This is a genomic window from Exiguobacterium indicum HHS 31, assembly GCF_001939065.1.
In the GTDB taxonomy this organism is placed as follows: Bacteria; Bacillota; Bacilli; order Exiguobacteriales; family Exiguobacteriaceae; genus Exiguobacterium_A; species Exiguobacterium_A indicum.
On record NZ_MPSZ01000001.1, the window covers coordinates 367,287 to 393,631 of the forward strand.

Genomic DNA, 26,345 nt, shown 5'->3' on the forward strand with positions numbered 1-26,345 from the left:
AATGAACGGAGGAACAGCAATGAAGATTTTATTCATCGGAGACGTCGTCGGTGCACCCGGTCGACACATCCTGCAACAATTCACAGCACGCCTGAAAGCGAAGTACAACCCGAACGTCATGCTCGTCAACGGCGAAAACGCGGCACACGGACGCGGCATCACGAAGTCGATCTATCATCAATTCCTTGAACTCGGATTCCACGGAATCACGATGGGGAACCACACGTTTGATAACCGCGACATTTTTGACTGGATCGACGACGCGGATCGAATCGTCCGTCCGGCGAACTATCCGGAAGGCACGCCAGGTCGTGGGATGATGATCGTCAAAGCAGGTAATAAAAAGATTGCCGTCATCAACGTCCAAGGAACGGTCTTCTTACCACCACTCGGTGACCCTTTCCGTACCGTCGATGCACTGATTGCGGAAGTCGAAGGAAAAGTTGATGCCATCTTCGTTGATGTCCATGCGGAAGCAACGAGTGAGAAAATTGCGATGGGTTATCACCTCGACGGTCGAGTACAGGCTGTCGTCGGGACACATACGCACGTCCAGACAGCAGATGAGCGTGTCCTTGACGGAGGAACGGCTTACATCACGGATGTCGGGATGACAGGTCCGCTGAACGGCGTGCTCGGAATGCGCCAGGAAGATGTCCTACGAAAATTCAAGACACAGCTCCCAACACGGTTTGAAGTTGCCGAAGGACGGGAACAACTAAATGGAGTCTTGATTCATATCGATGACACAACCAAAAAAGCAACGAAGATTGAACGGATTCATCTGACGGATCAGTCAGTATTCTTCGACTGATTGCCATTTCTGGATGGGGAGGTACACGCATGGACGTCCTGAAAGTATCAGCTAAGTCGAATCCAAACGCGGTAGCAGGTGCACTCGCGGGTGTCATTCGAGAGAGAGGTTCCGTCGAGATTCAGGCCATTGGTGCGGGAGCGCTCAATCAGTCTGTCAAAGCCGTCGCCATCGCACGCGGATTCGTGGCGCCTTCTGGCATCGACTTGATTTGTATCCCAGCCTTCACAGACATTTTGATTGATGGGGAAGAGAGAACCGCCATCAAACTCATCATCGAACCACGATAACGAATTGGACATAGGTCCTATTTGCAAGTAGACCATTTACTCGACTGGAGTAGATGGTCTTTTTGCTGCGCCTGCGAAATTTTCTCACCTTTCCACCGAGGGAGCATTGTACTACTTCCGGTAAATCGGTATCATGAGGGAGGATAGAGAGAACTATCATTTCAGGGGACAGAGAAGGAGCGAACGTCGATGTATAATCAGTTATCATGGAAAGTTGGCGGTCAGCAGGGAGAAGGGATCGAATCAACAGGCGAAATCTTTGCGATTGCCTTGAATCGACTCGGCTATTACCTGTATGGTTACCGTCACTTTTCGTCACGTATCAAGGGAGGACATACGAACAATAAGATTCGTGTCGCGACACAGGAAGTCCGGACGATTTCCGATGATCTCGATATTTTGGTCGCATTCGATCAAGAGACGATCGATGTTAACTTCCATGAATTGCGTCAAGGTGCCATCATCATCGCGGATGCGAAATTCAATCCGACGAATCCGGACGAAGCACGCGCTTCCTTGTATGCGATTCCATTTACGGAAATTGCAGCTGATCTCGGTACGGCTTTGATGAAGAACATGGTCGCGATTGGTGCATCGAGCGCGATTCTCGGCATTGCACCGGAGCGTTTCCAAGCCGTCGTCGAACAGATTTTCGGTCGAAAAGGTCCAGACATGGTCGAGAAAAACTTAGCGGCAATCCGTGAAGGAGCAGCAGCGTTTGAAGCACTTGCAGGAGAGGGCGAGCGTTTCGTCTTGGAACCGGCTGACGGAAAACAACGGATGTTCATGATCGGAAACGATGCGATCGCCCTTGGTGCAATCGCCGGTGGAGCGCGTCTGATGGCAGCTTACCCGATCACACCATCATCTGAGATCATGGAATACTTAATCAAGAAACTGCCGCAGTTCGGCGGAACGGTCGTCCAGACGGAAGACGAGCTGGCAGCAGTCACAATGGCAATCGGTGCGAACTACGCAGGTGTCCGTGCTTTGACGGCGTCTGCTGGTCCAGGATTGTCATTGATGGCGGAAGCGATCGGATTATCCGGGATGACGGAAACACCGCTCGTCATCGTCGATACACAACGGGGCGGTCCGTCAACCGGTCTACCGACGAAACAGGAACAGTCTGACCTGATGGCGATGATCTACAGCACGCATGGTGAGATTCCAAAGGTCGTTTTGGCACCGTCAACGGTCGAGGAAGCGTTCTACGATGCAGCAGAGGCATTCAACATCGCAGAGGAATACCAGTGTCCTGTCATTCTATTGACGGATTTGATGCTGTCTCTTGGAAAACAATCGGTCGAACCACCGGATATGTCACGCGTTGAGATCCGACGCGGGAAGTTGATCCAGGAAGACTTACCGGAACTTGAAGGAAAAGCGTACTTCAAACGCTACGAAGTGACGGAAGATGGGATCAGTCCACGTGTCATTCCAGGCGTCAAGCACGGAATTCACCACGTAACAGGTGTTGAGCACAATGAGGAAGGACGTCCGTCGGAAGCGACGAAGAACCGAGTCGATCAGATGACGAAGCGACTCCGTAAGCTAAACACGTTCCGCTTACAGGATGCCATTCTCGTAACGGAGCATCATGCAGAACCGGATATCTTATTCGTCGGTTTCAACTCGACACGTGGAACGATCGAAGAGATCATGCCACGACTCGAAGCACAAGGAATCAAAGTTGATCACTTGCATATCCGTCAAGTCCATCCGTTCCCAAGTGAGCTCGTCACGCCGCACTTAGAGCGGGCAAAACGAGTCATCGTCGTCGAGTACAACGCAACGGGACAACTGGCGAAGCTGATCCAGATGAACTGTGGACATGCATCGAAGATCGAGCATATCCTGAAATTCAATGGCGACCCGTTCTACCCAGCAGAGGTCGTCGAGCAGGTCGTAGGAGGGGTATATCATGGCAACCTTTAAGGATTTTAGAAATGATGTCAAACCAAACTGGTGTCCAGGGTGTGGAGACTTCTCGATTCAAGCAGCGATTCAGCGTGCTGTCGCGAACGTCGGTCTCGAACCAGAAGAGTTGGCATTGATTTCCGGGATCGGCTGTTCTGGTCGGATATCCGGTTATATCAATACGTATGGCTTCCACGGCGTTCATGGACGGTCCCTTCCGATTGCCCAAGGTGTCAAGATGGCGAACCGCGAATTGACGGTCATCGCGTCTGGTGGCGACGGTGATGGATTTGCAATCGGCATGGGACATACGATTCATGCATTCAAGCGCAATGTCGACATGACGTACATCGTCATGGACAATCAAATTTACGGCTTGACGAAAGGGCAGACATCACCCACTTCTGCACCTGGATTCAAGACGAAATCGACGCCAAAAGGGTCGATTGAAAAGAGTGTTTCACCGGTTGAACTCGCCTTGACGGCTGGCGCGACGTTCGTTGCCCAAAGCTTCTCGAATGATTTGAAGGGCTTGACGCAATTGATCGAGCAAGCGACGGCACATAAAGGATTTGCCTTCATCAACGTCTTCAGTCCATGTGTCACGTTCAACAAGGTCAATACGTACGATTGGTTCAAACAGAACTTGACGAAGCTGTCCGATATCGAAGGATACGATCCGTCGAACTTGGATCTTGCGAAACAGACCGTTCATGCTCACGACGGACTCGTCATGGGATTGATCTATCAGGATGAAACACGTCCTGATTACCAGTCACAAATCGATGGGTATCAAGAATCTGGTCTCGCGTATGCGGATCTTGAGCTGAACGAAGAAACATTCGGTAAACTGGCAGCGGAATTCATGTAAGATAAAGGAAAGATGTGTTTGGTTTTTTTGGGGATGCTAAACATTTGGAAGTTCGCCACATATAAATAAACGTGAACTTCCGCGAAGGAGTCGGGGAAAGATGACGAAATTAGTAACGACGGTAGAAGAGACGACAACGACGAAAACGATGCGTGCACTCGTCAAAGAAGAACGCGGGTTCGGTGCGGCACTCAAAGAAGTACCGGTACCCGTACCGAGTCGTGGAGAAGTCTTGATTCGAGTCGAGGCAACATCGATCTGTGGGACGGACGTGCATATCTATGAGTGGGACGCGTGGGCAGCCTCGCGTGTCAATCCGCCGTATGTCTTCGGTCACGAGTTCTCGGGCGAAGTCGTCGAGCTCGGAGAAGGCACGAAACGTTTGAAGCTCGGTGACCGTGTCTCGGCGGAGACGCATATCGTCTGTCATCAATGTAAACAGTGTCTTCGTGGTCAATATCACATCTGTAAGAACACGAAGATCATCGGTGTCGATACACAAGGCTGTTTTGCAGAATACGTCGTCATGCCGGAAGAAAACCTCTGGGTCAACCCGGAAGATATGCCAGCAGGGATTGCCTCGATCCAAGAGCCGATGGGCAATGCTGTCCATACGGTTCTTGCGAGTGATGTCAGTGCAAAAACGGTCGCAATCGTCGGTTGTGGTCCGATCGGTCTGATGGCGGTCTCCGTCGCTAAAGCAGCTGGTGCGGCGGAAGTCGTTGCGATCGACGTCAATCCGTATCGTCTCGAACTCGCACGGACGATGGGGGCGGATGTGGTCATTGATTCACGTCATGACGATGTGTTAGAGCGGATCGAGCGCATGACGGACGGCGACGGGATTGATGTCGTCTGTGAGATGAGTGGTCATCCGGTTGCGATTCGTCAAGCCTTCGAGATGGTGACAGCAGGTGGAGACGTCAACATCCTCAGTCTGCCGGTCAAACCGGTTGAAATCGATTTGACGAACCACGTCGTCTTCAAAGGTGTCCGGGTCCAAGGGATCACCGGTCGGAAGATGTATGAGACATGGAGCCAGGTTTCTGCTTTCTTATCGAGCGGAAAAGTCGATGTCCGACCGTTAATCACACACACGTTGCCGCTCGAGCGGTTCGAAGAAGGATTTGAATTGATGCGTCAAGGGAAATGCGGGAAAGTCGTATTACAACCAAGGGGGACGAATTAATGGGATTTGAACACTTACGGACAGAACTAGAAGAGATGAAACAGGCGGGCACGTTTCGCAACCTCGTAGCACTTGAGAGCGCGCAACATAACCGCGTGACGATCGACGGGAAGGAACTCATTCAACTGTCGTCGAACAACTACCTCGGACTCGCAGCACATCCACGTCTCGCTGAACAAGCTGCGGAAGCAGCGCGCACGTTCGGTGCTGGAACAGGGTCCGTTCGGACGATTGCCGGAACACTCGAGATGCACCAAGCATTCGAACGGGAACTTGCGACATTCAAGCATACGGAAGCAGCACTCGTCTTCCAGTCGGGATTCGCAACGAATCTCGGTGTCTTATCGGCACTGCTCGGTCCGGAAGACGTCGTCATCTCGGATGAGTTGAACCACGCTTCGATCATCGATGGGATTCGTCTGACGAAAGCGAAACGCCGAATCTATAAACACGTCGACTTGGCGGATCTTGAAGCGGCCTTACAAGAAACGCAAGACGCGCGGACGCGCCTTATCGTCACGGACGGTGTCTTCTCGATGGACGGAAACATCGCACCACTTCCGGAAATCGTTGAATTAGCCGAGCGATATGACGCACTCGTCATGGTCGATGATGCCCATGCGTCAGGTGTGCTTGGGAAAGCGGGACGCGGTACGGTCAATCACTTCGGTCTTGACGGACGTGTTGCCCTGCAAGTTGGTACGCTCTCAAAAGCCATCGGTGTCCTCGGGGGATACGTCGCGTGTGAACAGCACGTCAAAGATTACCTGATCCATAAAGGACGTCCGTTCTTGTTCTCGACATCACATCCACCAGCAGTCGTCGAAGCGAACCGGGAAGCGCTCCGTGTCATGGAGGAAGAGACGGAACTCTTCGATCGTCTGTGGGAAAACACGGAATTCTTTAAACAAGGACTCCGGGATCTTGGATTCGACATCGGAACGTCGACGACGCCGATCACACCTGTCATCGTCGGGGATGAAGCACGTTGCCACGAGTTGTCGGACCGCTTACGTCAAGAAGGTATCTTTGCTCAAGGCATCGCATTCCCGACGGTTGCAAAAGGAAAAGCACGTGTCCGGACGATCGTGACGGCGGAACATACGCGTGAAGATTTAACGACGGCGCTTGCAGCTTTCGAAAAAGTCGGTCGTGAATTAAACTTGATCGGTTGATATCGATCACGGACGAACCAGGTCCGCATACTTTCAGGCAGCGGATCAGCGATCCGCTGCCTGAAGTGCGTCACGGGCGAAAGAATCAACGTCGACCGTTTTTACTTTTGCGAGATAGGGAATAACAGATGAGGAAAGGATGTGACCTAATGAGTACGAAGAAGAAAGGGATATTGCTCTCATTTTTGATGCTGACGCTGCTCCTTGGGGGTTGTATTCGCATCCAATATGATGCGACGATCCATACCGATCAGAGTGTTACCTTAAAGACGACATATGCCGCAAAGGAACACCCAGTGGCGCGTTTATTGAATCTAAATCCGAATTGGAATAGTTATGTCAAACAGGCAGAAAAGAACGGCTATGCAGCGAAGACGTTCAAGACGAAGGATGACTATGAAGGGATCCGGATGCAGAAGACATTCGCGAACTTCAAGGACATGACATCGATCAAGGACGAATGGAAGACAGGTATCGGTGGGATTCTCATTCCACCCGATACGAAGTTCGACATGAAAAAATCGGACGGTTTTTGGTTTGATACGTATCGACTGGATACGAACATCGATCTCAGTATCGATCGTTTGAATATCAAAGGCTATCAACCGACAGGACAGGTCAAGAAACTCGCCGATCGGTATATCCGTCAAGCCGATATCGAGATCAAGCTCCACGGTCCGAAAGTGATCGGTCTCCAAAATGGAGAAAAGATCGACTGGTCGAATTACCATGATGTGTCATGGAAATTATACGGAACGAAAGCCAACCAGCTACAGTTGATTGCGTATGTACCGAATCCGACAGGTTGGATCATTACCGGTATCGTGTTATTAATCGGTGTCGGATTATTCCTCTACTGGGTCTTTCACCGTGTCCGTCGTTTGCGCCGGCAACAGTTGAAGACGATCAGCATCTCGCTCCTCGTCTGTTTGATCGTCGGGGGAGGAGCGTGGTGGGTGTTCGCGGAAGATACGTCAAGTGCGCCGCCACCAACGCGTCAGATCGTCACGCAAGGAAAGAGTGAAATCGTGCCGACGTTCCTCGTCCACGGGTTATTCGGAACGGAGCGGACGTTCGTGCCGATGATTCAAAACTTCACGAATAAAAAAGTCGCCGATGATGGTGGTCGATGTGACGTGACTCGTTCCGGAAAAGCAACCTGTAGCGTCAAACCCTCGCCGACGGGCTACCCACTTGTCCGAATCGTCTTCGCAGATGATGAGGCAAGTCTTGCCGATCAGCAAAAGTGGTTGAATGCGGCGATTGCAGCTTACGATGCGAAACAAAAAGCGACCTTTGCCGATATTCAGCTCGTTGGGCACAGCATGGGTGGTGTCGATGTCGTCGCCTACACGGTCCAAGAGGAGATGCCGTATCACGTCCGGAAAGTCGTGACGCTCGACTCACCGATCGCCGGTTCGGATTACGCGAAACTCGGATTGACACTTGCGCCACTTGGCACGAATACGAACAGTCCTGCGATACGCGATCTTGCGAAGGGCTCACCAGCGATGAACAATCTGACCCAGCGGCTCGAGACGTGGCCACGCGACGTGCTCGTCTATTCGTTTGGTGCCAAAGGAGGCGACTTCAATCTGATTTCGTTAAATAGTTCGTTTACACTCGAGAACTACACGGATAACATCCAGACGAAGTCCTATAAGTATGATCACTTCACGATTCATCGCCGGGAGCCAGTCTTCCGCGAAATCCGCAATTTCCTGTTTAAAGAAAATCGAGTCACGGAGGAGGAACCATCATGAAACAGGTCGTCATCGTCGGCGGAGGAATTGCCGGTCTAACGGCTGCGGCATTGATCGCACAAGAAGGACATGCCGTCACGGTACTTGAAGGAAGTCGTGAATGGGGAGGGTCAGCCGGGAAGTTCACACGCCGGGACTTGACGTATCCAGTTGGAGCGACCCTTGGGATGGGATTTGAACCGGGTGGCATTCATGCCCGTGTGCTCGATCATCTCGGAGTGACGCACCAAGTCAAGCCACTCGACGTCGTCATGACGATTCGCATCGAAGGACGATTGATTCATTATTATCAAAATCGTGATGCGTTTCTAACCGAATTGACCTCACATTTTCCGGAGCAGGCATCGTCGATTCGGGCATTCTTTGCTGAAATCGAGCAGATACACGAGGCAATTCGTCCACTGATGGCAGAACTGCCGGCATTGCCACTTCAAGATTTAGCCGACGTCCGGCGGTTAGTTCGTCACACGAAAAGTGTCGTCCTCTTACCATATTTTCCGCTGACGATTGGTCATCTGTTACGCAAACATCGACTAACGGATACGCTGTTCGCACAAGTGATCGACGGGATCCTACTCGACAGCATGCAGACAGGGCAGGAAGCATCAGCTTTACTAGGAGCCGTCGCCTTATCGATTTACCACGAGGGTGCTTATTATGTACCGGGTGGATTATACCGACTGGCCGAGCAATTGAAAGAGACAGCAGAGGCGAGCGGGGCGACCTGTCTCCTTGGGCGAAAAGTCACGTCGATTCGTAAGACACCGGATGGTTTCTTGATCGAGGATCGTCGCGGGCGCTTGACGCTTGCAGATGCGGTCATCTGTGCGGTTCCGCTTGAAGGCATCCGGGAAGTCGTCAGCGCGGATATGCGACGAACGTTACGACGGACGTACCAGCGACAGGAAAAGCTACAGCAATGGGCGACCTTTACGTATTATGCGGCGATACCGGAGTCGATCATTTTGTCTGATGAAGCATTCCGGCAAGTCCATGATCCGTCCCTACCTTCAGGTCATGCCTTCATCTCCCTCTCCCGTCCGGACGACCGATTACGTGCACCAGTCGGTCAACGGACGCTGACGATGTCATGTCATGTTCCGATTGGTACGTTCGATAAGACGAACCGGAAACGCTACGACGAACAAGTCGAGAAGATGTCGGCAATCTTCGAAGCCATTCTTGAACAACAGTTTCCAGGTTTCCGTCAACAGGCAATCGAACGTCATCCGGGTGGACCCGGTGCGTGGGTTCGCTATACGTTCCGTCCGGACGGTGGAGTCGGGGGATATCCGCAACGTCCGAGTACGAGTCTCTTGTTCGCAGCGCCGTTTCGAACAGGCATCAATCACTTCTTTGCGATCGGCGACACGATCTTTCCGGGTGCCGGGACGATCGGGGCGACGACGTCTGCGATTCATGTTGCCCGACAGTTTGATGTCAGATTATGAGAAATCATCGTAAAATGATGAAAGAAGCGACGCATCTGTCGCTTTTTTCACATTTGAGGATTATGATGAGGAAGAGTCGGGAACATGATATCCATGAACAGAAAGAGAGAAGGAGTGAAGAACCATGGAGACATTCGAGCAAAAATGTCAGTCGTTCATTCAGGAACGACGACCTGAAGTCGGTCCGATTCAATTCGAGTCGGCGCGTACGTTTCTCAATGCACGCGGTTTAAGTGTCTACGAACGGATTTATCAAGGGAAAGAAGAAGTCCGATTAGCATTCGTCGAGCAGACGAATGGTCAACAACTCGTTTCATTGATGGAAAATACATTCGGCAACGGACTGGTCTATTTTGTCTCAACGGCAACCGCGACATGGGATGGCGACCGTTTTGGTGAATACACGTTTTAAGTACATAGGGAGTCCCAGTCGATGACTGGGGCTCTTTCGTGTCGAAACCTAATCCTTGTCCCGTTCGTAAGGTAGATAAGTGACTCAGTTGAAGGAGGAAACGATGTGTCATCACTTGAACAACCTAAAACATCGACACGGCGGCTTGCGACCGTCTCGTTGATTTTCATGGCGGTCGGATTCGTCGTCTCATTGCCATTTAAAGAAAATGCGTGGGTCTTTTGGCTCCAGAGTGGTTTTGAAGCCGGACTCGTCGGTGGGATTGCCGACTGGTTCGCGATCACGGCATTGTTTCGCCATCCGCTCGGCTTAAAGATTCCCCATACGAACCTGTTGCCGAAAAATCGGGAACGGGTCATCGAATCAATCGTTCATATGCTCGAGACGGACTTGCTCAATAAAGAGAGTATCGTCGCGAAGCTCCAGCATATGACGCTCGCAGACCGTGTCATCAAAATCTTACGTTCGATTCTCGTTCTGCCTGCTTTTCGAGCGACCGTTACCGAACTATTGGTCGGTCTGATCCGGAAATTACCGAAAGAGGCGATTCTTGAGTTTGCGAATACACGGGTGACGGAGACGATCAAAGCGTATCCGTCAAAACGGCTGGCGGTACGGGCGATGGAGTTAAATGAGGAACGTCGACTCGACGAGTGGCTGATGGATCAGTTACTCGGTTATGGGCAACGTCTGCTCGAAGACCCCGTCATCCGAGACCAGATTGGGCGCCTTGCCTATACGGCGATGATCGACCAAGAAAAGAATACGTTCTTGCGGGTGACGGCGCGAACCGTCCAAAAAGTCTATTCAGAAGAAAAACTCAGTCTTGTCATTCAAGGTGTCTTGTTGATGGTCATTCAAGATATGCGACACGTCCATCACCCGAATCGTTTAGCGATTCTTGATCATCTGCGTCGTAATCTGGCACAGTTATCGATTGATGAAGAGCGTCTAGCAAAAATCGATGCTTGGAAGGCAAGCGAGGTCGACCGGTTTGACTTCGTTCCGGTCATTGAACGCGCGTATGATGCTGGTTTGATCGAACTCGAACGCTACTTGACGTCAGATGCCTTCTGGACGGAACGGGCGATGCCGATGCTTTCGCGCGCTTTAGACGACTGGGAACAGCATCCGACGTTCAAAGATAGCAGTGATCAATGGATGAAGGAGCAACTCGTTCGTTTCGTCGAACAAAATCACCAAAAAATCGGTGGACTCGTCCGCGAGAACTTAAACCGGTTCGATACGGAGACACTGATTCATATGATCGAGGATAAGGTCGGCAGTGACTTGCAATGGATTCGGGTCAACGGGGCATTGTGTGGATTCATCATCGGTTTGATTCTCGGTGCGATCAAGGTGTTCGTCGGATGAGCCGGTGGACGCATGATGTGACGTTGTCGGAAGCATTTGATTTTAAAGGAATCGTATCTCGTTTGACGGAAGACCCGTTACAAATCGAACAGGATGGGCGACTCGTCGTTCCGATCTTCATCAACGATCAGGCATACATCACGACGATGGAAGCCATCGATGGTTACACGTTACGGATTGACGGTTCAGGACCGCAAACAGCGGTGCTGACGCAACTCAATCGACGGTTTCGACTCAATGAGCCAAATCCTGCGCAGCGTCTCAAGGCGACGTCGTTACACGCGATCGTCGAACGGTTCGGCGATGAACGACTCGTGCTTGATCATTCACCGTTCACGGCCTTGATTCGCTCGATCATTCATCAACAGATCAATCTCTCATTTGCCCATACGTTGACGGAACGTGTCTTTCGAACATTCGGAACGGTCAAGGACGGGATCATCCTTCCGCCGACACCGCGTCAATTAGCAACTGCGCGTCGCGAAGACTTGCTTGCTCTGCAACTATCAGGACGTAAAGTCGATTATCTGCTTGGCGTAGCGACAGCAACGATTGATTATGATGCATTGACGTCAGCTGATGATGCAGAAATCGCTGAGACGTTGATTGCACTGAAAGGCGTCGGACCATGGACGGTCCAAAACGTCCTGATGTTCGGATACGGTCGTCCGGACCTTTTTCCGGCATCGGACATCGGGATATTACGGGCTTTCGAACGGTTGCTCGGTTACCGACCGACGGTGGAAGAAGCGACGCGACTGGCGGAGGAATTTGCCCCTGTCCGTAGTCACGCCGCCTATCTATTATGGCGTTCGATTGAATAAGGAACTATTCTTGTCACTCTATCGCGAGAACGGTATAATGAATGCGACAGAACGAGGAATCGTTCAGAATGCTAAGGGAAGCGACGTGTTCGCTAACGATAGAGGGGACGAATGTGGATGTATACAGATGAACAAATCATCGAAAAAGCCAATGAAATCGCCAAAATGATTTCAGAGACACCGGAAGTAGAACGATTTAAAGCGGCAGAAGCCAACATCAATGGGAATGAAAAAGTCCAAAAGATGATGAAACAAATCAAGTTCCTTCAAAAAGAGGCAGTCAACTGCCAACATTACGGCAAAACAGAAGCACTCGCACGTGTCGAAGCGAAGCTCGATAAATTGTTCGCTGAGCTCGATGAGATGCCTGTTGTCCAACAGTTCCAAGAAACACAAGAAGAAGTCAACGGACTTCTCCAATACATCACGGTGACGATCTCGAACGGGATTACGGATCAAATCATCGAAGCGACGGACGGAGATGTTCTCGCTGGTAAGACAGGTAGCGGCATGGAAGCAGAAAACAAAAGCGGCGGTTGCGGCTACTAATCACGAAATGAACGAAAAGCCGACGGACATCCGTCGGCTTTTTCTACGAATGAGGTGGAAGAATGGAAGCAGTACACAACACTCCGATGATGAAACAATACTTCTCGATCAAGGCGGATTATCCGGATGCCTTTTTGTTTTATCGACTCGGTGATTTTTACGAATTATTCTTTGAGGATGCCAAGAAAGTCGCTCATGAACTGGAGTTGACGCTGACGGCGAAAAACGGCAAGAACGCGGAACATCCGATTCCGATGTGTGGCGTGCCCCATCACGCAGCGAACGGCTACATCGAACAGTTGATCGAGCGTGGTTATAAAGTGGCGCTTTGTGATCAAGTCGAGGATCCGAAGTTGACGAAAGGACTCGTCAAACGCGAAGTCATCCAAGTCATCACACCGGGAACGTTGATGTCCGCCTTGACGGAAAAAGAGAATCGGTACTTAGTCGCGGTCGTCGAACAGGACGGTCGCTTTGGGATTGCTCGCGGTGATGTCTCGACCGGTGAGAGTGCCTTGACTAGCGTTGCGACACTCGACGGTGTGGTCAAAGAACTGAGCATCATCCTGCCACGGGAAATCATCGTCACGACAGAGGAACACGAGACAGCGCTCGCGCACTTACGGATTCCACTGACGCGTAGTTCTCGGCGCGAATCGCATCCGCACGGGGATCGTGCGATTGATGCAGCCCAAGCGGAAGCCTTTGCGGTGCTCTATGCCTACATGCACGATACACAAAAAAGAGCGTTGACACATCTACAACCCGCTGTCGTCTATGAAGCGAGTGACTTCATGCAACTCGAGCCAAATACGGTCAAGAATCTCGAACTCGTCCGCTCGGCACGAACAGGAGACAAAAAAGGTTCGTTGCTTGGTCTGCTTGATGTGACAGGTACAGCGATGGGCGGACGGATGTTGAAACGCTGGCTTGAAAAACCGTTGTTATCGGAACGCGTGATCACCGAGCGGCTCGACGCTGTCGAGGAATTGTTGCAACACTACTTCGAACGTCAGCAATTAAAAGATACGTTACGCGAAGTCTATGATCTCGAGAGACTCGTCGCAAAAGTCGGTTACGGTACGGCTTCAGCGCGCGACCTCGTTCAATTGAAGTCGACGTTACGGCTGATTCCCCGCATTCAATCAGCGCTCGAGGAGATGATGAGCGAACGTCTTGGTCAGCTCAGTCTCGGACTCGATCCGCACGACGAATTGAGCGATTTGCTCGATCGTGCTTTCGTTGAAGCACCACCAATCTCAACGAAAGAGGGCGGAATGATTAAGGCTGGTTATTCAGCAGATCTCGACGAGTTACTCGTCGCCTCAAAAGACGGAAAGACATGGCTTGCGACACTTGAAGCCAGTGAACGGGCAGCAACCGGCATCAAGACGTTGAAGATCGGCTACAATCGCGTCTTCGGTTATTACATCGAGGTATCACGAGCCAATGCCAAGCTGTTGCCAGAAGGACGGTATGAACGGAAGCAGACACTCGCCAATGCCGAGCGTTACATCACACCGGAATTAAAAGAAAAAGAAGCGCTGATTCTAGGGGCGGAAGAGAAGAGTGTCACACTCGAGTACGATCTCTTCTGTGGAGTGCGCGATGAAGTCAAAGGACATATCGAAAGCTTGCAACGGGTCAGTCGCCGGATCGCGGAACTCGACGTCCTCGTCGCACTAGCTGAGATTGCTGAAACGCACGACTATGTCCGACCAATCACGACGACCGGACGAACGGTTGATATTCAGCAAGGACGTCACCCGGTCATCGAGACAGTCTTACCGCGCGGTGAATACGTCGCGAACGGGATTACCTTAAACGAAGGACGCGAGATGCTGTTGATCACTGGACCGAACATGTCCGGTAAATCGACCTATATGCGACAGTTCGCCTTGATTGCTTTATTGCATCAAATTGGCTCGTTCGTACCAGCTGCTCAAGCGGAACTGCCGATCTTCGATCAAATCTTCACCCGGATTGGGGCGGCAGACGACCTCGTCAGTGGACAGTCGACATTCATGGTCGAGATGGTCGAGACACAAGAAGCCTTGACGCGTGCAACGGACCGGTCTTTGATCCTGCTAGATGAAATTGGTCGCGGGACCTCGACGTACGACGGGATGGCACTCGCACAAGCAATCGTTGAACACATCGCCCGGCACGTTGGAGCGAAGACGCTATTTTCGACCCATTATCATGAACTGACAGTGCTCGAAGAATCGATTGATCGATTAGCGAACGTTCACGTCCGTGCCGTTGAACAAGATGGGCGTGTCGTCTTCTTGCATGAAGTACGCGACGGAAAAGCCGACCAATCATACGGAATCCATGTCGCGCGGTTAGCTGATTTACCAGATAGTCTGATCGAACGGGCGCAAGTCCTCTTGTCCGAGTTCGAGCAGGCTGAGCCTGTTCCGGTCGCAGCACCTGTAAAAGCTCCTGTTCAGGAGGAGCCGATTGATCAACTCAGTCTGTTCTCAGATGCGGATCCTCTGCGAGAGACGATGGCGAGTCTTGATTTGATCAATATGACGCCGCTCGAGGCATTGAATACGCTGTATCGTCTACAAGCCGAAGCGAGAAAGTGAGGAGAATGCAGTGGGAATCATTCGTGAATTATCCGATAGTTTAGCGAACCGGATCGCGGCGGGAGAAGTCGTCGAACGACCAGCGTCGGTCGTCAAGGAACTGGTTGAGAACGCACTTGATGCCGGTGCGACCCAAATCGATGTCGAACTCGAAGAAGCCGGAATGAAACGGATGACGATCCGCGACAACGGACACGGGTTTTACCCGGATGACGCTGAACTGGCTTTCGTCCGTCACGCGACGAGTAAGATTAAGGACGAGCATGACTTGTTCCGAATCAAGACACTTGGTTTTCGCGGAGAGGCACTTGCCTCGATCGCGTCCGTCAGTAAAGTGACATTGAAGACGAAACGTGAGGACGCGGAAGGAATTCAAGTGACGCTTGAGTACGGGACGGTCGTTGAACGGACACCAGCAGCAATGAACCGGGGAACGGAATTGACGGTCGAGCATCTCTTCTTCAATACACCGGCACGGCTGAAGTATTTGAAGACGACGCATACGGAGCTTGCGGCGATCACGGACGTGCTGAATCGGATGGCGTTCGCTCATCCAGACGTCAAACTTCGAGCAACGCATGAAGGGAAGACATTGATCCAGACGAACGGATCAGGAGACGTCAGGCAAGCACTGGCGAGTGTCTACGGTCATCAAACGATTCAAGGAACACTAGTCGCCAAAGGTGCGAATGCCGATTATCAATTGACGTGTCATCTCGTCAAACCGGAAGTGACCCGTGCCTCAAAGAATTACATCACGTTGATTCTCAATGGACGTTCGGTCAAAAACTTCGCCCTGACGCAAGCGGTCTTGAACGGTTACCATACGCTCTTACCGATCGGGCGGTATCCGATTGCGGTCATCGAGGTGACGATGGATCCACTCTTGATCGATGTCAACGTTCACCCGGCGAAACGAGAAGTCCGTCTTTCAAAAGAGATGGAGCTCTGCCAGTTGATCCAGGAGACGATCAAGATGACGCTCAGCCGGGAGACGCTGATTCCGAAAGTGACGCCACCGAAACCAAAAAAAGATCCGAGTAGCCAGGAAAAACTCGATTTTTCTTATGTCGCTGAACCGGTCGAAGAAACGTCATCGCGAGCGGTCTGGAATTATCCGATTCCGAAAAAGCCGCAAGAAGACGATCGACCACCTGTCGAGAAATCATTACCTTTTAGCAACGAGGATGATCTATTCGAGCCCATCGCACCGGTCAAGCAGGAGTTTGCTGAACTGATTGAGGAACCAGCCGCGCGTCCGCGCTTTCCGCATCTCGACGTCATCGGTCAACTTCATTCGTCCTATATCGTCTGTGCCGGGGAAGACGGGATGTATATGATTGATCAACATGCAGCACAGGAACGAATCAAATACGAGACGTATAAGGTCATGTTCGGTCGACCACCGGAACAGAGGCAACAATTGCTCTTACCGTATACGTTCGAAATCTCGTCGGATGATATGAAACGGATGGATGAAGTCCTTCCGTTGCTAAAAGACGTCGGCATCGAGTTCGAAGCATTCGGTCCACAAAGCTTCATCGTCCGAGAAGTTCCGACGTGGTTCCCGTCCCATCGGCAGGAAGAGACGATTCAGGAATTACTCGATGAAGCCTTGATGAAGCGAAAAATCGATCTCGAGACGTATCGGGAAGATGCCGCTATCATGATGGCATGTAAGAAATCAATCAAGGCGAATCATCCGTTGAACGATGAGATGATGCGCCGGTTGATTGACGATCTAGCGAAAACGGAAATGCCGTTCACGTGTCCACACGGACGTCCGGTCATCATCGAATGGACGACATATGAACTTGAGAAGTTATTCAAACGGGTCATGTGATCAAGATGAGGAGACGATTCCACTAAGGAATCATCTTCAAAATGAAGACAAGGCGCAATTTTTCTCTTATGAGAAGGATTGCGCTTATTGTTCGTCTCGAATCATTTTTTGTACTGATACACGACTGACTGGTTTTTGTTTGTACTAATACAAAAAAGGTGTGGATTTTCATGAGAACGGTTACTTCAGTTGATTAACTAGATTTCATTGATTGTTGAAGGAAAGAGGCGGATAATAAGACCCGAAACTGTTAACAAGGGGACCTTTATCATGCTTTCACGCGTTATGCGTATCATTCAAATCATTGCTCAAATCGCACTTATTTTTTGTTTTTCACTCAGTGGGGACTGGGTGAGCGAAACTTTCCAGTTACCATTACCCGGTAACATCATCGGCTTGATTCTGCTATACGTGACATTAAAAAGTCGACTGCTTCCTCTCGTCGCTGTTGAACGGGGCGGAACCTTTCTGCTGTTCGTCATGCCGTTATTCTTTGTCCCAGCACTGTCCGGAATCATGGATTATACGGCATTCCTTCGAACATCTGGTCTTCAAGTCGTGTTGATCGTCGTCGTCAGCAGCCTGCTGACGTTAGTCGGATCAGCGTATATCGTCGATCGCTTGGCACACCGAAAAGAGGCGGTGACCCCACATGAGTGAGACACTGTTCTGGATCATCCTGACCATTCTTTTATTCAGTGGCGCAATGTTCCTTTATCAGCGTCATCCTCGTGTCTGGACGTTACCGATCCTGACGGTGACCGCTGTCCTGATCGTAATTCTCGTCTATAGCGGCGTCTCACATGCAGAATACATGCAAGGGGGACAATATCTGTCGAAGATGCTCGGTCCAGCGATCACGGCATTTGCGATTCCGCTCTACCGGGTCCGGCATCACGTTCGGCGTTTCTTACCGGAGATTGGACTTGGTGTTTTGCTTGGAACATGTATTGCAATGAGTTCAGATCTGTTACTCGGTCTGCTACTCCATCTTGAGCGGACGACGAATCTTGCCTTGTTACCCAAATCGGTCACTTTACCCGTTGCCTTAGCGATTTCACAAAAAGCTGGCGGGACGACGACGCTGACGGCTGCCTTCGTTTTATTGACAGGATTGACAGGATCAATCGTTGGACCAAAATTAATGACGGGCTTGAAGATTCGTCACTTCGTCAGCCGTGGGGTTGGACTAGCGTCGATTGCCCACGTCATGGGCGCGACGAAATCGATGAGTCTTGACCAACGGGAAGGGGCGGTCGGTCTGCTGACGATGGTCTTGACGGCCGTCTGTGCCAGTGTCATCGCACCGTTTTTAATCACATGGTTATATGGGTAAACACTCTGTTTTTTAAACGGAGTGTTTTTTTTGTAACCGATTGAAACTTGTCGACCACTTTTGCAGTATAGTACAACAGAAAACAGGGTGGAGGAGAATCAGATGATCATTTGGATTAACGGTACGTTTGGCGTCGGGAAGACGACGGCAGCAAAAGGGCTACAACAACGCTGGAGCGGATCACACATCTTTGATCCAGAGGAGACAGGCTATTTTTTACGAGCGCAACTGCCGGAAAACAAGGATGATTTTCAGGATGAGCCGTTATGGCGTGCGTTCAATCGACAGCTCCTCGAACAGCTCGATACGGAAAAGGCGCGGATCATCGTACCGATGACATTGACGAATCCAGCGTACTTTCAGGAAATCATCGGTACGTTACGAGCGAACGGGCATGACGTCCGTCATATCACACTGATGGCGAAGGAGACGACTGTCAAACGTCGGTTGATTAGCCGCTTCGAGCATCCGAATTCATGGGGTGGTCAACAGGCAGAACAACGCTTACTTCAACTGACCGATCCATTGTTCAGTCAACAGATCGAGACGGATGATCTGACGAAAGGGCAAGTCATTGATGCGATTGCCCTCGTGACCGGGATTGGACTCTCGCCTGCCCGACCGTAAAGGATTCAAGAGGGATGTTTCCGGGAATCATTAGATGATAATAGATGAGGAGGAAACAATCTTGAACGAAGGGCAACTTATTGCTAGGAGGATTTATGAATATGAAACACTGGATGACTGAGAAATTGGGCAGACAGTTGATGGCGATTTTTTATAGTGTCTTTGCACTAAGTGTCATCACATCGGTTGCCAGTTATTTATACGTGGATAATGCAGACGGTCGGACGAAGGAGCAAGTACTTGACCAGTTACAAAAGACACAATGGTTCTGGTTCTTGAACTTGATGATTTTTTTATTTTGTCTATTGTTCATCGTCCGTCCGTTGATACATCGGGTGACGTCACAACTCCGCGAATTGAACGTCAAGAGTCGTCGCCTTGCAGAAGGCAAGTCGATTTCGCTCGAGCATGATGTCGACAGCCATAATGAAGTCGGTCAATTGACGGCATCGTTTTACCAGATGGCACGGTCGATCTCATCACAACATGCGGAATTGTCAGCTAAGAATCAAGAAATGGAACACAATCAGGAAGTATTGAAGCAAAAACAGAATGAGCTTGAGCGTGCTCTTGAAGTGACGCGGACGAATGAACTCCATTTGCAGGATCGGAATGAACTGATCGAAACGCTTGCTTCAAAGGAGAGTTTATTCGATTACTCGTCTGTCATCAGTACGATTGTCCGGTTGACGAAGACAGAGTTCGGGGCATTGTTATTGATTAAGAACAATGAAATCGCGCAAGTCGTTCCAAAAGAAATGACAGAAGAACAACAAGAAAGCCTGAAGACGGAGTCGTTACTACTAAAGCGAGTCATGATTTCAAAGGAAACCGCACATTCTTCAAAAAAGGTCGCGAACGACGATCTGATCAAGTATCCGTATCACGTATATGAAGGTGTCATTCCGATCATGGATCCGGCAAAAGAAGAATTGATTGCTTGTCTTTATCTAGCACGGTTTGACGCACCATTCAACCAACAGGATTTAGCGGAACTGGAATCGTTCTCAAAACAGATTGCGATCTCATTGATGCGAATGTCACTCTACGAACAGATGGAATACGAACGAAAAGAGACGGCACAACTGCTGAATTCCGTTCGGGAAGCGATTCTCTACATCAAACACGAAGAGAAGACGATCTTAGGAAATCAGGCGTTATTCGATATCTTCCAGTCGTTACAAGTCGAAGAAGACAACGATTCGATGACATTCCTTGAAGTCCGACCGGAAACGATGTTCGAACAGATGGATCAAAAGGAAGCGTTTGAAGCATACTTTGAAGAAGTCTTATCGGGTGAGATTCCGGAGGGCATGTTCTCCTTGTCGATTGATCAGGGGGAATACTTCATTCAAGTCTATGCCGAAGCCATTGCGCACGGGGGACATTCAAAAGGAACGATTCTCGTCTTCCGTGACGTCACGGCTGAGACAGAAGTCGACCGCGTGAAGTCGGAACTCGTCTCAACGGTCTCGCATGAACTTCGAACACCGCTCTCTTCGATTTATGGCTTTACGGAGCTCATGTTGAAACGGGATTTGGATCCTGAGCGGAACAAGCGATACTTGCAGACGATTCACGATGAATCGAAGCGTCTGACCGATCTCGTCAGCGACTTCTTGAACGTTCAGCGGATGGAGTCAGGAAAGCAAGAGTATGACAAACAAATCTTTGACCTGAAAGAAATCGTCAAGGAACAAATTCAGTTTTATCAAGCAGCGACGGAGCAACACAGTCTGAAACTTGATTTGAATGATGAACAGGACTTCATGGTCGAGGCAGATGCGAACAGCATGAAACAACTACTCGGTAATCTCTTGAATAACGCGGTGAAGTACTCACCGGACGGCGGGGATGTCGTCGTCACGATGACTCACCAACACAATCAAATCGAACTCAGCGTTCGCGATTTCGGGATCGGGATTCCGAGTCATTCGATGCCGCATCTATTCAGTAAGTTTTACCGGGTCGACAACTCAGACAGCCGAAAGATTGGCGGGACAGGTCTTGGATTATCGATTTGTAAGGAAATCGTTCGCGCACATGATGGCAATATCGAAGTCGAATCAATCCTTGGAGAAGGAACGGTCTTCCGGGTCAAGTTGCCGAGTGCGACAGACGCGTTACTCGAAGCAGAATGAAGAGACGAAGAAGAGGCGATATCATGCGCCTCTTCTTTTTTGTCGTGCCTCGTGTGAGATTCGTCCAAATTCCTGCGTTTGGCTAAAACGAGTAAGATGCAGACATTTGAACGATAAATCGAACAGATTGATGACAGAACGGCTGAAACAGTTGAAAAAATCGTAAGTTGTGCAGGGATTGCGAACGTTTCTGTACTCTCGCTATAGTGATTACAAAAAAGCGTGAGAGGAAGAAGAATCATGGAGAGCTTAGAAGCGTTACTCACACCACCGCAAGATATCGAACAAGAGAATGCAAACATTGATGGCAAAACACCGCTTGCGAAATTACAGCGGATTGCTGGGGAAGCAGCGCGGCAGATGATGCGACGACATCTCGAAGCAGATGTCTTGCAGGCGCTTGACGACAACATCTTGTATATCCACGACGCCGATTATTACGTGACCGGTACGACGACGTGTGCTCAGATTCCGCTCGGTCAGCTACTCTCGCACGGATTTCAGACGACACACGGTTCAATCCGACCAGCGCAAGACATACGTTCTGCCCTCGCCCTTGCGGCAATCATCGTCCAAGCGAATCAAAACATGCAGCATGGCGGACAAGCCTTTGCGACCTTTGACGATGATATAGCACCATTCGTCGAAAAGACCTACCAACGCGAATGTATCAAACTACATGACCTTGTACCGCATTGGAAGCGACGCAAACGGGAGCGGCGCGCATGGCAGGAGACGTATGAAAAGACGTTTCAGGCGTGCGAAGCGTTCATCCATAATACGAATTCAATGCATTCACGCGGTGGGGGACAGGTACCGTTTTTATCCGTCAATTATGGAACGAATACGACGCAGGCAGGGCGGCTCTTCCAGCGCGCCTTGCTGACAGCGACGGAACGTGGGTTAGGAAGAGGGGAGACGCCGATCTTTCCAATTCAAATCTTTAAAGTCAAACAAGGCATCAACCTGTCACCGACAGACCCGAACTACGATTTGTTTCAACTTGCTACCCGCGTGACAGGAAAACGACTGTTTCCGAACTTTGCGTTTCTTGATGCACCATTCAACCGTCAGGAGCAACCGGGGGGAGCCGAAGTCGCGTACATGGGATGCCGGACCCGTGTGTTTGAAGATCGTGGAGACATCCCGTCCGTCACAGGTCGAGGCAACTTATCGTTTACGAGCATCAATCTCGTCCGTTTGGCACTTCAGAGTCAAACCGTCGATCAAATGTTCGAAGCCGTCCAAGAGACGACAAGACTTGCATGCCGGCAACTCATCGCGCGTTATGAGTTCCAGGCAAGTCGAACAGCTGACGCGTTTCCATTTTTATATCAACATGTCTGGAAAGACGGTGAGATGCTAAAAAGTACGGATCAGGTGGGTCAGGTCCTCAAGCACGGGACGTTAGCGGTCGGCTTCATCGGTCTCGCGGAATGTTTGACCGTTTTGACGGGCAATCATCATGGGTATTCCGAACTGGCGCACCAGATTGGTATTGCCTTGATTCAAGCGATGCGAACGGTCATCGACAACTATGGCGAGATGACGGGATTGAACTTCAGTTTACTGGCAACTCCAGCTGAAGGGTTATCAGGTAAGTTCACACGTCGTGATGCTAGTGACTTCGGTGAAATCAAAGGAGTGACCGATCAGCCGTATTACACGAATTCCTTTCATATCCCTGTCGATGCGCCCGTAACGATCCGTGAAAAGATTCAACTCGAAGCACCGTTTCATGCATTATGTAATGGTGGACATATCACCTATGTCGAGACAGATGGCGCCCTTGCCGGAAATCCACAAGCGATTGAAGACATCGTTCGTTTGATGGCGGAAGCTGGAATCGGCTATGGGTCAATCAATCATCCCGTCGATCGTTGTCTTGATTGTCGAACGGAGCAGACGATCGAGGATCAGTGTCCGGTTTGCGGAAGTAGATCGATCGAACGGATTCGACGCATCACAGGATATCTCGTCGGTACACTGGACCGTTGGAATGAGGCAAAACGGGCTGAAGAGCAGAATCGGGTGAAGCACGATGTTACGCGTTCTTTCCCTTCATCCTGATTCTGTCGTTGATGGACCCGGTTTGCGAACGGTCCTGTTTCTTGCCGGTTGTCCACACCACTGTGTCGGCTGTCATAATCCGTCCTCCTGGGACCCGACAGGTGGAGTGGAGTGGACGATTGAAGAAACAGTAGAACGGATTCAGGCGATCGGAAATCGTCGTTTGACATTGTCCGGCGGGGAGCCGATGCTTCAAGCGGCAGCACTTGTGCAACTACTTGAACGACTTGGACCAGACTATGACGTCATTTTATATACTGGCTATGTACTAGAGGAAATCTTAAGACGTCAACGATGGTATCCACTAATACTGCGACTAGATGGACTCATCGATGGTCCGTTCATCCTGTCGAAACTCGACCGAACGACACGTTTTCGGGGCAGCACGAATCAACGAATCTACGATCGACAGCAACTGCAAAAAAGAGTGTTACACAAAAACAAAAACTCCCCCGTCTCATCAGACAGGGGAGAATCAGATCATGCATATTTTTGTTCTTGATCGACGGATTCGACGACTGCGAGTGTCGTCGTCCGTCGTTTTTTGATGAAGAACGATAAGATCAATGCCGCGAGTGCAAGTAACGTCGCGATGAAGAACGTATCGTTGATCCCTTCGATCATCGCCTGCATCTGTAACCATTCCGGATTAGCGGCTTCAGGTTGTGAAGCGAATTCCGGAACGTGATGTTTCGTCCGCGATGTCATGATCGTCACGAGCAGACCTGAACCGATCGCACCCGATACTTGTGACAACGTATTGTTCAATGCCGTACCGTGGGGCGTCAAGTGTTGCGGAATATGGTTCAATCCGTTCGTCATGACCGGCATCATGACCATCGAGATTCCAAGGAAACGTAGCGTATACATGATGACGAGGAACGCGTATGACGTATCCGCAGCTAGCTGACTGAACGAGAACGTCGTCAAGACCGTCAGTGATAAGCCGATGATCGCAAGGATCCGGGCACCGAATCGGTCGAACAGACGACCTGTGATCGGTGACATGATCGCCATGACGATCGCCCCCGGTAACATCAAGAGACCAGAGTGAAACGGTGAGATACCCCGAATCGTCTGGATATAGATCGGCATCAAGATCATTGCGGAGAACATCGACATGTTCAAGACCATCGAAATTCCTTGCGATAAGGCGAACATCGGATAACGGAAAATCCCGAACTCAAGCATCGGTTCTTCGAGCATGAATTGACGTATAATAAAGGAAGTCAGACTAATCACACCGATGATCAATGATCCGATGACCGTCCAAGACCCCCATCCGGCAGAACCAGCGGAACTAAATCCATACAGTAAACCACCGAAACCAAAGCTTGAGAGAACGAGTGAGAACAAATCGAGTTTGAGTGTGCTACGAACTGTCTCTTTCTTCAATAAGAAGGCACCCGTGAACAGTACGAGTAATGCGATCGGTGTAACGAGATGGAACAACATCCGCCATTCGTAGTGTTCAAGAATCCAGCCGGACAATGTAGGTCCGATGGCTGGGGCGAACGTGATGACAAGTCCGAAGATGCCCATTGCTTGTCCGCGTTTCTCGATCGGGAAACCGGTCAAAAGAACGTTCATTAATAGTGGCATCATGATCGCAGAACCAGATGCCTGCATCATCCGCGCTCCGAGTAGAAGCGGGAAGACGTGTGCTTGTCCAGCGATGATCGTACCGAGTGAGAACAGCGTCATCGCCGTCAAGAACAGTTGACGTGTCGAAAACTTCTGGACAAGGAAGGCTGACGTCGGAATCATGATTCCGTTGACGAGCATATAGCCCGTCGTCAACCACTGGGCGGTGCTTGCCTGAATACCGAACGATCCCATGATTGACGGTAAGGCGATATTAAGTAACGTTGAGTTCAGGACCGCAACGAACGCACCTGCCATAAGGACAGTTAAAATTAAATAAAGTCGTGATGATTGCTTGCTTGATTGCATTTCGTTATGCTCCTTTTGTACTACGAGTCTAAAATGTTAGACTTGAATTCTATGACTAACTTGGCTATCTTACCAGGCTAAGTCGAATGAATTCAAATTATTTGCTTCATACACTAAAATAAGTGATTGTTAAACCATTGCAATCATTTGAACAGAAAAGGACAAGACCATGAATCCAAAAAAGAAACAACTTCTAGATGCCGCCTATCAGCTATTCGTCGAAAAAGGATATCAATCGACGTCCATCCAGGACATTCTTGAGCACAGTAACGTTTCCAAAGGAACGTTCTATAACTACTTCTCCTCTAAAAATGAATTATTCATCGATGTATTCAATACCGTCTTTGAAAAGATGCGGACAGCGCGCAAGGAAATTCTCGTCGGACGAGATGTCTCGGATTATGAGACGTTCATTCAACAAGGTAACTGTTACTTGGAACTGATGCAAAAATATAAATTGTATACGTTGTTCGAAGAGGCGATTGCTTCAAATGAAAAAGAACTGAAGACGTTCATGGAGAATAACCGTCTTCTCGAGATCGAATGGACGTTTGAACGATTACGTGATTTATTCGGTCAGACGAAAGAACCGTATCTTCTAGATTTAGCGGTCATTTATACAGGAATGTTGCAATATGCGATGTACTTCTTCCGACAATCCGAACCGAACACACAACCGGAACGTGTCGTCCGTTACGTATTCAATCGATTGACGCATCTCGTCGAAGACGTCAGTCGGACGGAAGAACAGTTGATTCCGCCGCGCTTCCTATCCGTTTGGCTCGACCGTCCACAAGATGAAGTCGTCATTCGGAAGGATTTGTTCGAGAAGACGAGTGCGCATATGAAACGCTTGATTACCCTGTCATCGATTTCCGATGAATCGAAGGAAGCCCATGAAGAGGTTCTTGATTTCATCTATGAAGAACTACTCGAACGGAAGAAACCAAAAATTCATCTTCTACGCCGGGCACTCGAGACGATGGACGAAGATCCGGTCTTTGCGGGTCAGGAGATCATGGCAACCTATAAGGCGATGGTCGATGAGATTGCCCGTGTGCGGACCAAAACTTCCTAAAAAGGTTGCTTTTTGAAACTGACCAGATTACACTGAGACCATTCATGTTAGAAAAGGGGTCTCATCATCAT

The 26,345-nt window shown here is 50.0% G+C and carries 22 protein-coding genes; 21 read left to right on the plus strand and 1 reads right to left on the minus strand.

The features are described from left to right. Positions 1–19 precede the first annotated feature (19 nt). The 20 genes from N179_RS01885 to N179_RS01980 all read left to right on the plus strand — a co-directional run bounded on the left by N179_RS01885 (position 20) and on the right by N179_RS01980 (position 23,745). Positions 20–814, plus strand: coding sequence for a TIGR00282 family metallophosphoesterase (locus N179_RS01885; RefSeq protein WP_023467704.1), 795 nt, complete (start codon positions 20–22; stop codon positions 812–814). Positions 815–843: 29 nt separating this feature from the next. Next, complete coding sequence (locus N179_RS01890) at positions 844–1,104, plus strand: stage V sporulation protein S (RefSeq protein ID WP_023467705.1); 261 nt, start codon at positions 844–846, stop codon at positions 1,102–1,104. A gap of 189 nt (positions 1,105–1,293) precedes the next feature. Beyond that, positions 1,294–3,042 carry a 2-oxoacid:acceptor oxidoreductase subunit alpha gene (locus N179_RS01895; protein WP_075642055.1) on the plus strand — a complete coding sequence of 583 codons (1,749 nt, stop codon included), beginning with the start codon at positions 1,294–1,296 and terminating at the stop codon, positions 3,040–3,042. Continuing rightward, positions 3,029–3,895: a 2-oxoacid:ferredoxin oxidoreductase subunit beta gene (locus N179_RS01900; protein ID WP_023467707.1), complete on the plus strand. Its 867-nt coding sequence runs from the start codon at positions 3,029–3,031 to the stop codon at positions 3,893–3,895. Before N179_RS01895 ends, N179_RS01900 begins: the two co-directional genes overlap by 14 nt. A 100-nt stretch (positions 3,896–3,995) precedes the next feature. Then, a complete protein-coding gene (gene tdh, locus N179_RS01905) occupies positions 3,996–5,084 on the plus strand; it encodes an L-threonine 3-dehydrogenase (protein WP_023467708.1) in 1,089 nt (362 codons plus the stop codon). Further along, on the plus strand, positions 5,084–6,259 hold the full coding sequence (locus tag N179_RS01910) for a glycine C-acetyltransferase (RefSeq protein WP_058265162.1): 1,176 nt from the start codon (positions 5,084–5,086) through the stop codon (positions 6,257–6,259). The genes tdh and N179_RS01910 overlap by 1 nt, the downstream gene beginning before the upstream one ends. Positions 6,260–6,387: 128 nt before the next feature. After that, positions 6,388–8,022, plus strand: a complete 1,635-nt coding sequence (locus N179_RS01915; protein ID WP_075642056.1) for an alpha/beta hydrolase — start codon at positions 6,388–6,390, stop codon at positions 8,020–8,022. Then, on the plus strand, positions 8,019–9,473 hold the full coding sequence (locus N179_RS01920; protein WP_083639875.1) for a phytoene desaturase family protein: 1,455 nt from the start codon (positions 8,019–8,021) through the stop codon (positions 9,471–9,473). The genes N179_RS01915 and N179_RS01920 overlap by 4 nt, the downstream gene beginning before the upstream one ends. Before the next feature lie 124 nt (positions 9,474–9,597). Further along, the gene (locus N179_RS01925; protein ID WP_029341204.1) at positions 9,598–9,885 is read left to right on the plus strand and encodes a hypothetical protein; all 288 of its coding nucleotides are present in this window, start codon (positions 9,598–9,600) and stop codon (positions 9,883–9,885) included. 105 nt (positions 9,886–9,990) lie between these two features. After that, a complete protein-coding gene (locus N179_RS01930) occupies positions 9,991–11,259 on the plus strand; it encodes a DUF445 domain-containing protein (protein WP_075642058.1) in 1,269 nt (422 codons plus the stop codon). After that, positions 11,256–12,083 carry a DNA-3-methyladenine glycosylase family protein gene (locus N179_RS01935; protein ID WP_023467713.1) on the plus strand — a complete coding sequence of 276 codons (828 nt, stop codon included), beginning with the start codon at positions 11,256–11,258 and terminating at the stop codon, positions 12,081–12,083. Before N179_RS01930 ends, N179_RS01935 begins: the two co-directional genes overlap by 4 nt. Before the next feature lie 111 nt (positions 12,084–12,194). Further along, on the plus strand, positions 12,195–12,632 hold the full coding sequence (locus tag N179_RS01940) for a YlbF/YmcA family competence regulator (RefSeq protein WP_023467714.1): 438 nt from the start codon (positions 12,195–12,197) through the stop codon (positions 12,630–12,632). A 62-nt stretch (positions 12,633–12,694) separates the two neighbouring features. Continuing rightward, positions 12,695–15,226 carry a DNA mismatch repair protein MutS gene (mutS, locus tag N179_RS01945; protein WP_058265167.1) on the plus strand — a complete coding sequence of 844 codons (2,532 nt, stop codon included), beginning with the start codon at positions 12,695–12,697 and terminating at the stop codon, positions 15,224–15,226. 10 nt (positions 15,227–15,236) lie between these two features. Then, complete coding sequence (gene mutL / locus N179_RS01950) at positions 15,237–17,069, plus strand: DNA mismatch repair endonuclease MutL (RefSeq protein WP_075642059.1); 1,833 nt, start codon at positions 15,237–15,239, stop codon at positions 17,067–17,069. 270 nt (positions 17,070–17,339) lie between these two features. Continuing rightward, positions 17,340–17,729: a CidA/LrgA family protein gene (locus tag N179_RS01955; RefSeq protein WP_050677344.1), complete on the plus strand. Its 390-nt coding sequence runs from the start codon at positions 17,340–17,342 to the stop codon at positions 17,727–17,729. Continuing rightward, complete coding sequence (locus N179_RS01960; protein ID WP_023467718.1) at positions 17,722–18,405, plus strand: LrgB family protein; 684 nt, start codon at positions 17,722–17,724, stop codon at positions 18,403–18,405. Before N179_RS01955 ends, N179_RS01960 begins: the two co-directional genes overlap by 8 nt. Before the next feature lie 102 nt (positions 18,406–18,507). Continuing rightward, a complete protein-coding gene (locus N179_RS01965) occupies positions 18,508–19,032 on the plus strand; it encodes an AAA family ATPase (protein ID WP_075642060.1) in 525 nt (174 codons plus the stop codon). Positions 19,033–19,133: 101 nt separating this feature from the next. After that, a complete protein-coding gene (locus tag N179_RS01970) occupies positions 19,134–21,173 on the plus strand; it encodes an ATP-binding protein (RefSeq protein ID WP_058265170.1) in 2,040 nt (679 codons plus the stop codon). 240 nt (positions 21,174–21,413) lie between these two features. Further along, on the plus strand, positions 21,414–23,243 hold the full coding sequence (locus N179_RS01975) for an anaerobic ribonucleoside triphosphate reductase (protein WP_075642061.1): 1,830 nt from the start codon (positions 21,414–21,416) through the stop codon (positions 23,241–23,243). Continuing rightward, on the plus strand, positions 23,215–23,745 hold the full coding sequence (locus N179_RS01980; protein WP_075642062.1) for a 4Fe-4S single cluster domain-containing protein: 531 nt from the start codon (positions 23,215–23,217) through the stop codon (positions 23,743–23,745). Before N179_RS01975 ends, N179_RS01980 begins: the two co-directional genes overlap by 29 nt. Here the strand turns inward: N179_RS01980 and N179_RS01985 are convergent. After that, entirely contained in the window at positions 23,724–25,196 is a 1,473-nt protein-coding gene (locus tag N179_RS01985; protein ID WP_023467723.1) for a DHA2 family efflux MFS transporter permease subunit, read from the minus strand. The genes N179_RS01980 and N179_RS01985 overlap by 22 nt on opposite strands. Before the next feature lie 169 nt (positions 25,197–25,365). On the opposite strand from N179_RS01985, the gene N179_RS01990 reads away from it, so the two are divergent. Further along, positions 25,366–26,274 (plus strand): TetR/AcrR family transcriptional regulator, encoded by a 909-nt coding sequence (locus N179_RS01990; protein WP_035398167.1) that lies wholly within the window; start codon positions 25,366–25,368, stop codon positions 26,272–26,274. Positions 26,275–26,345 lie beyond the last annotated feature (71 nt).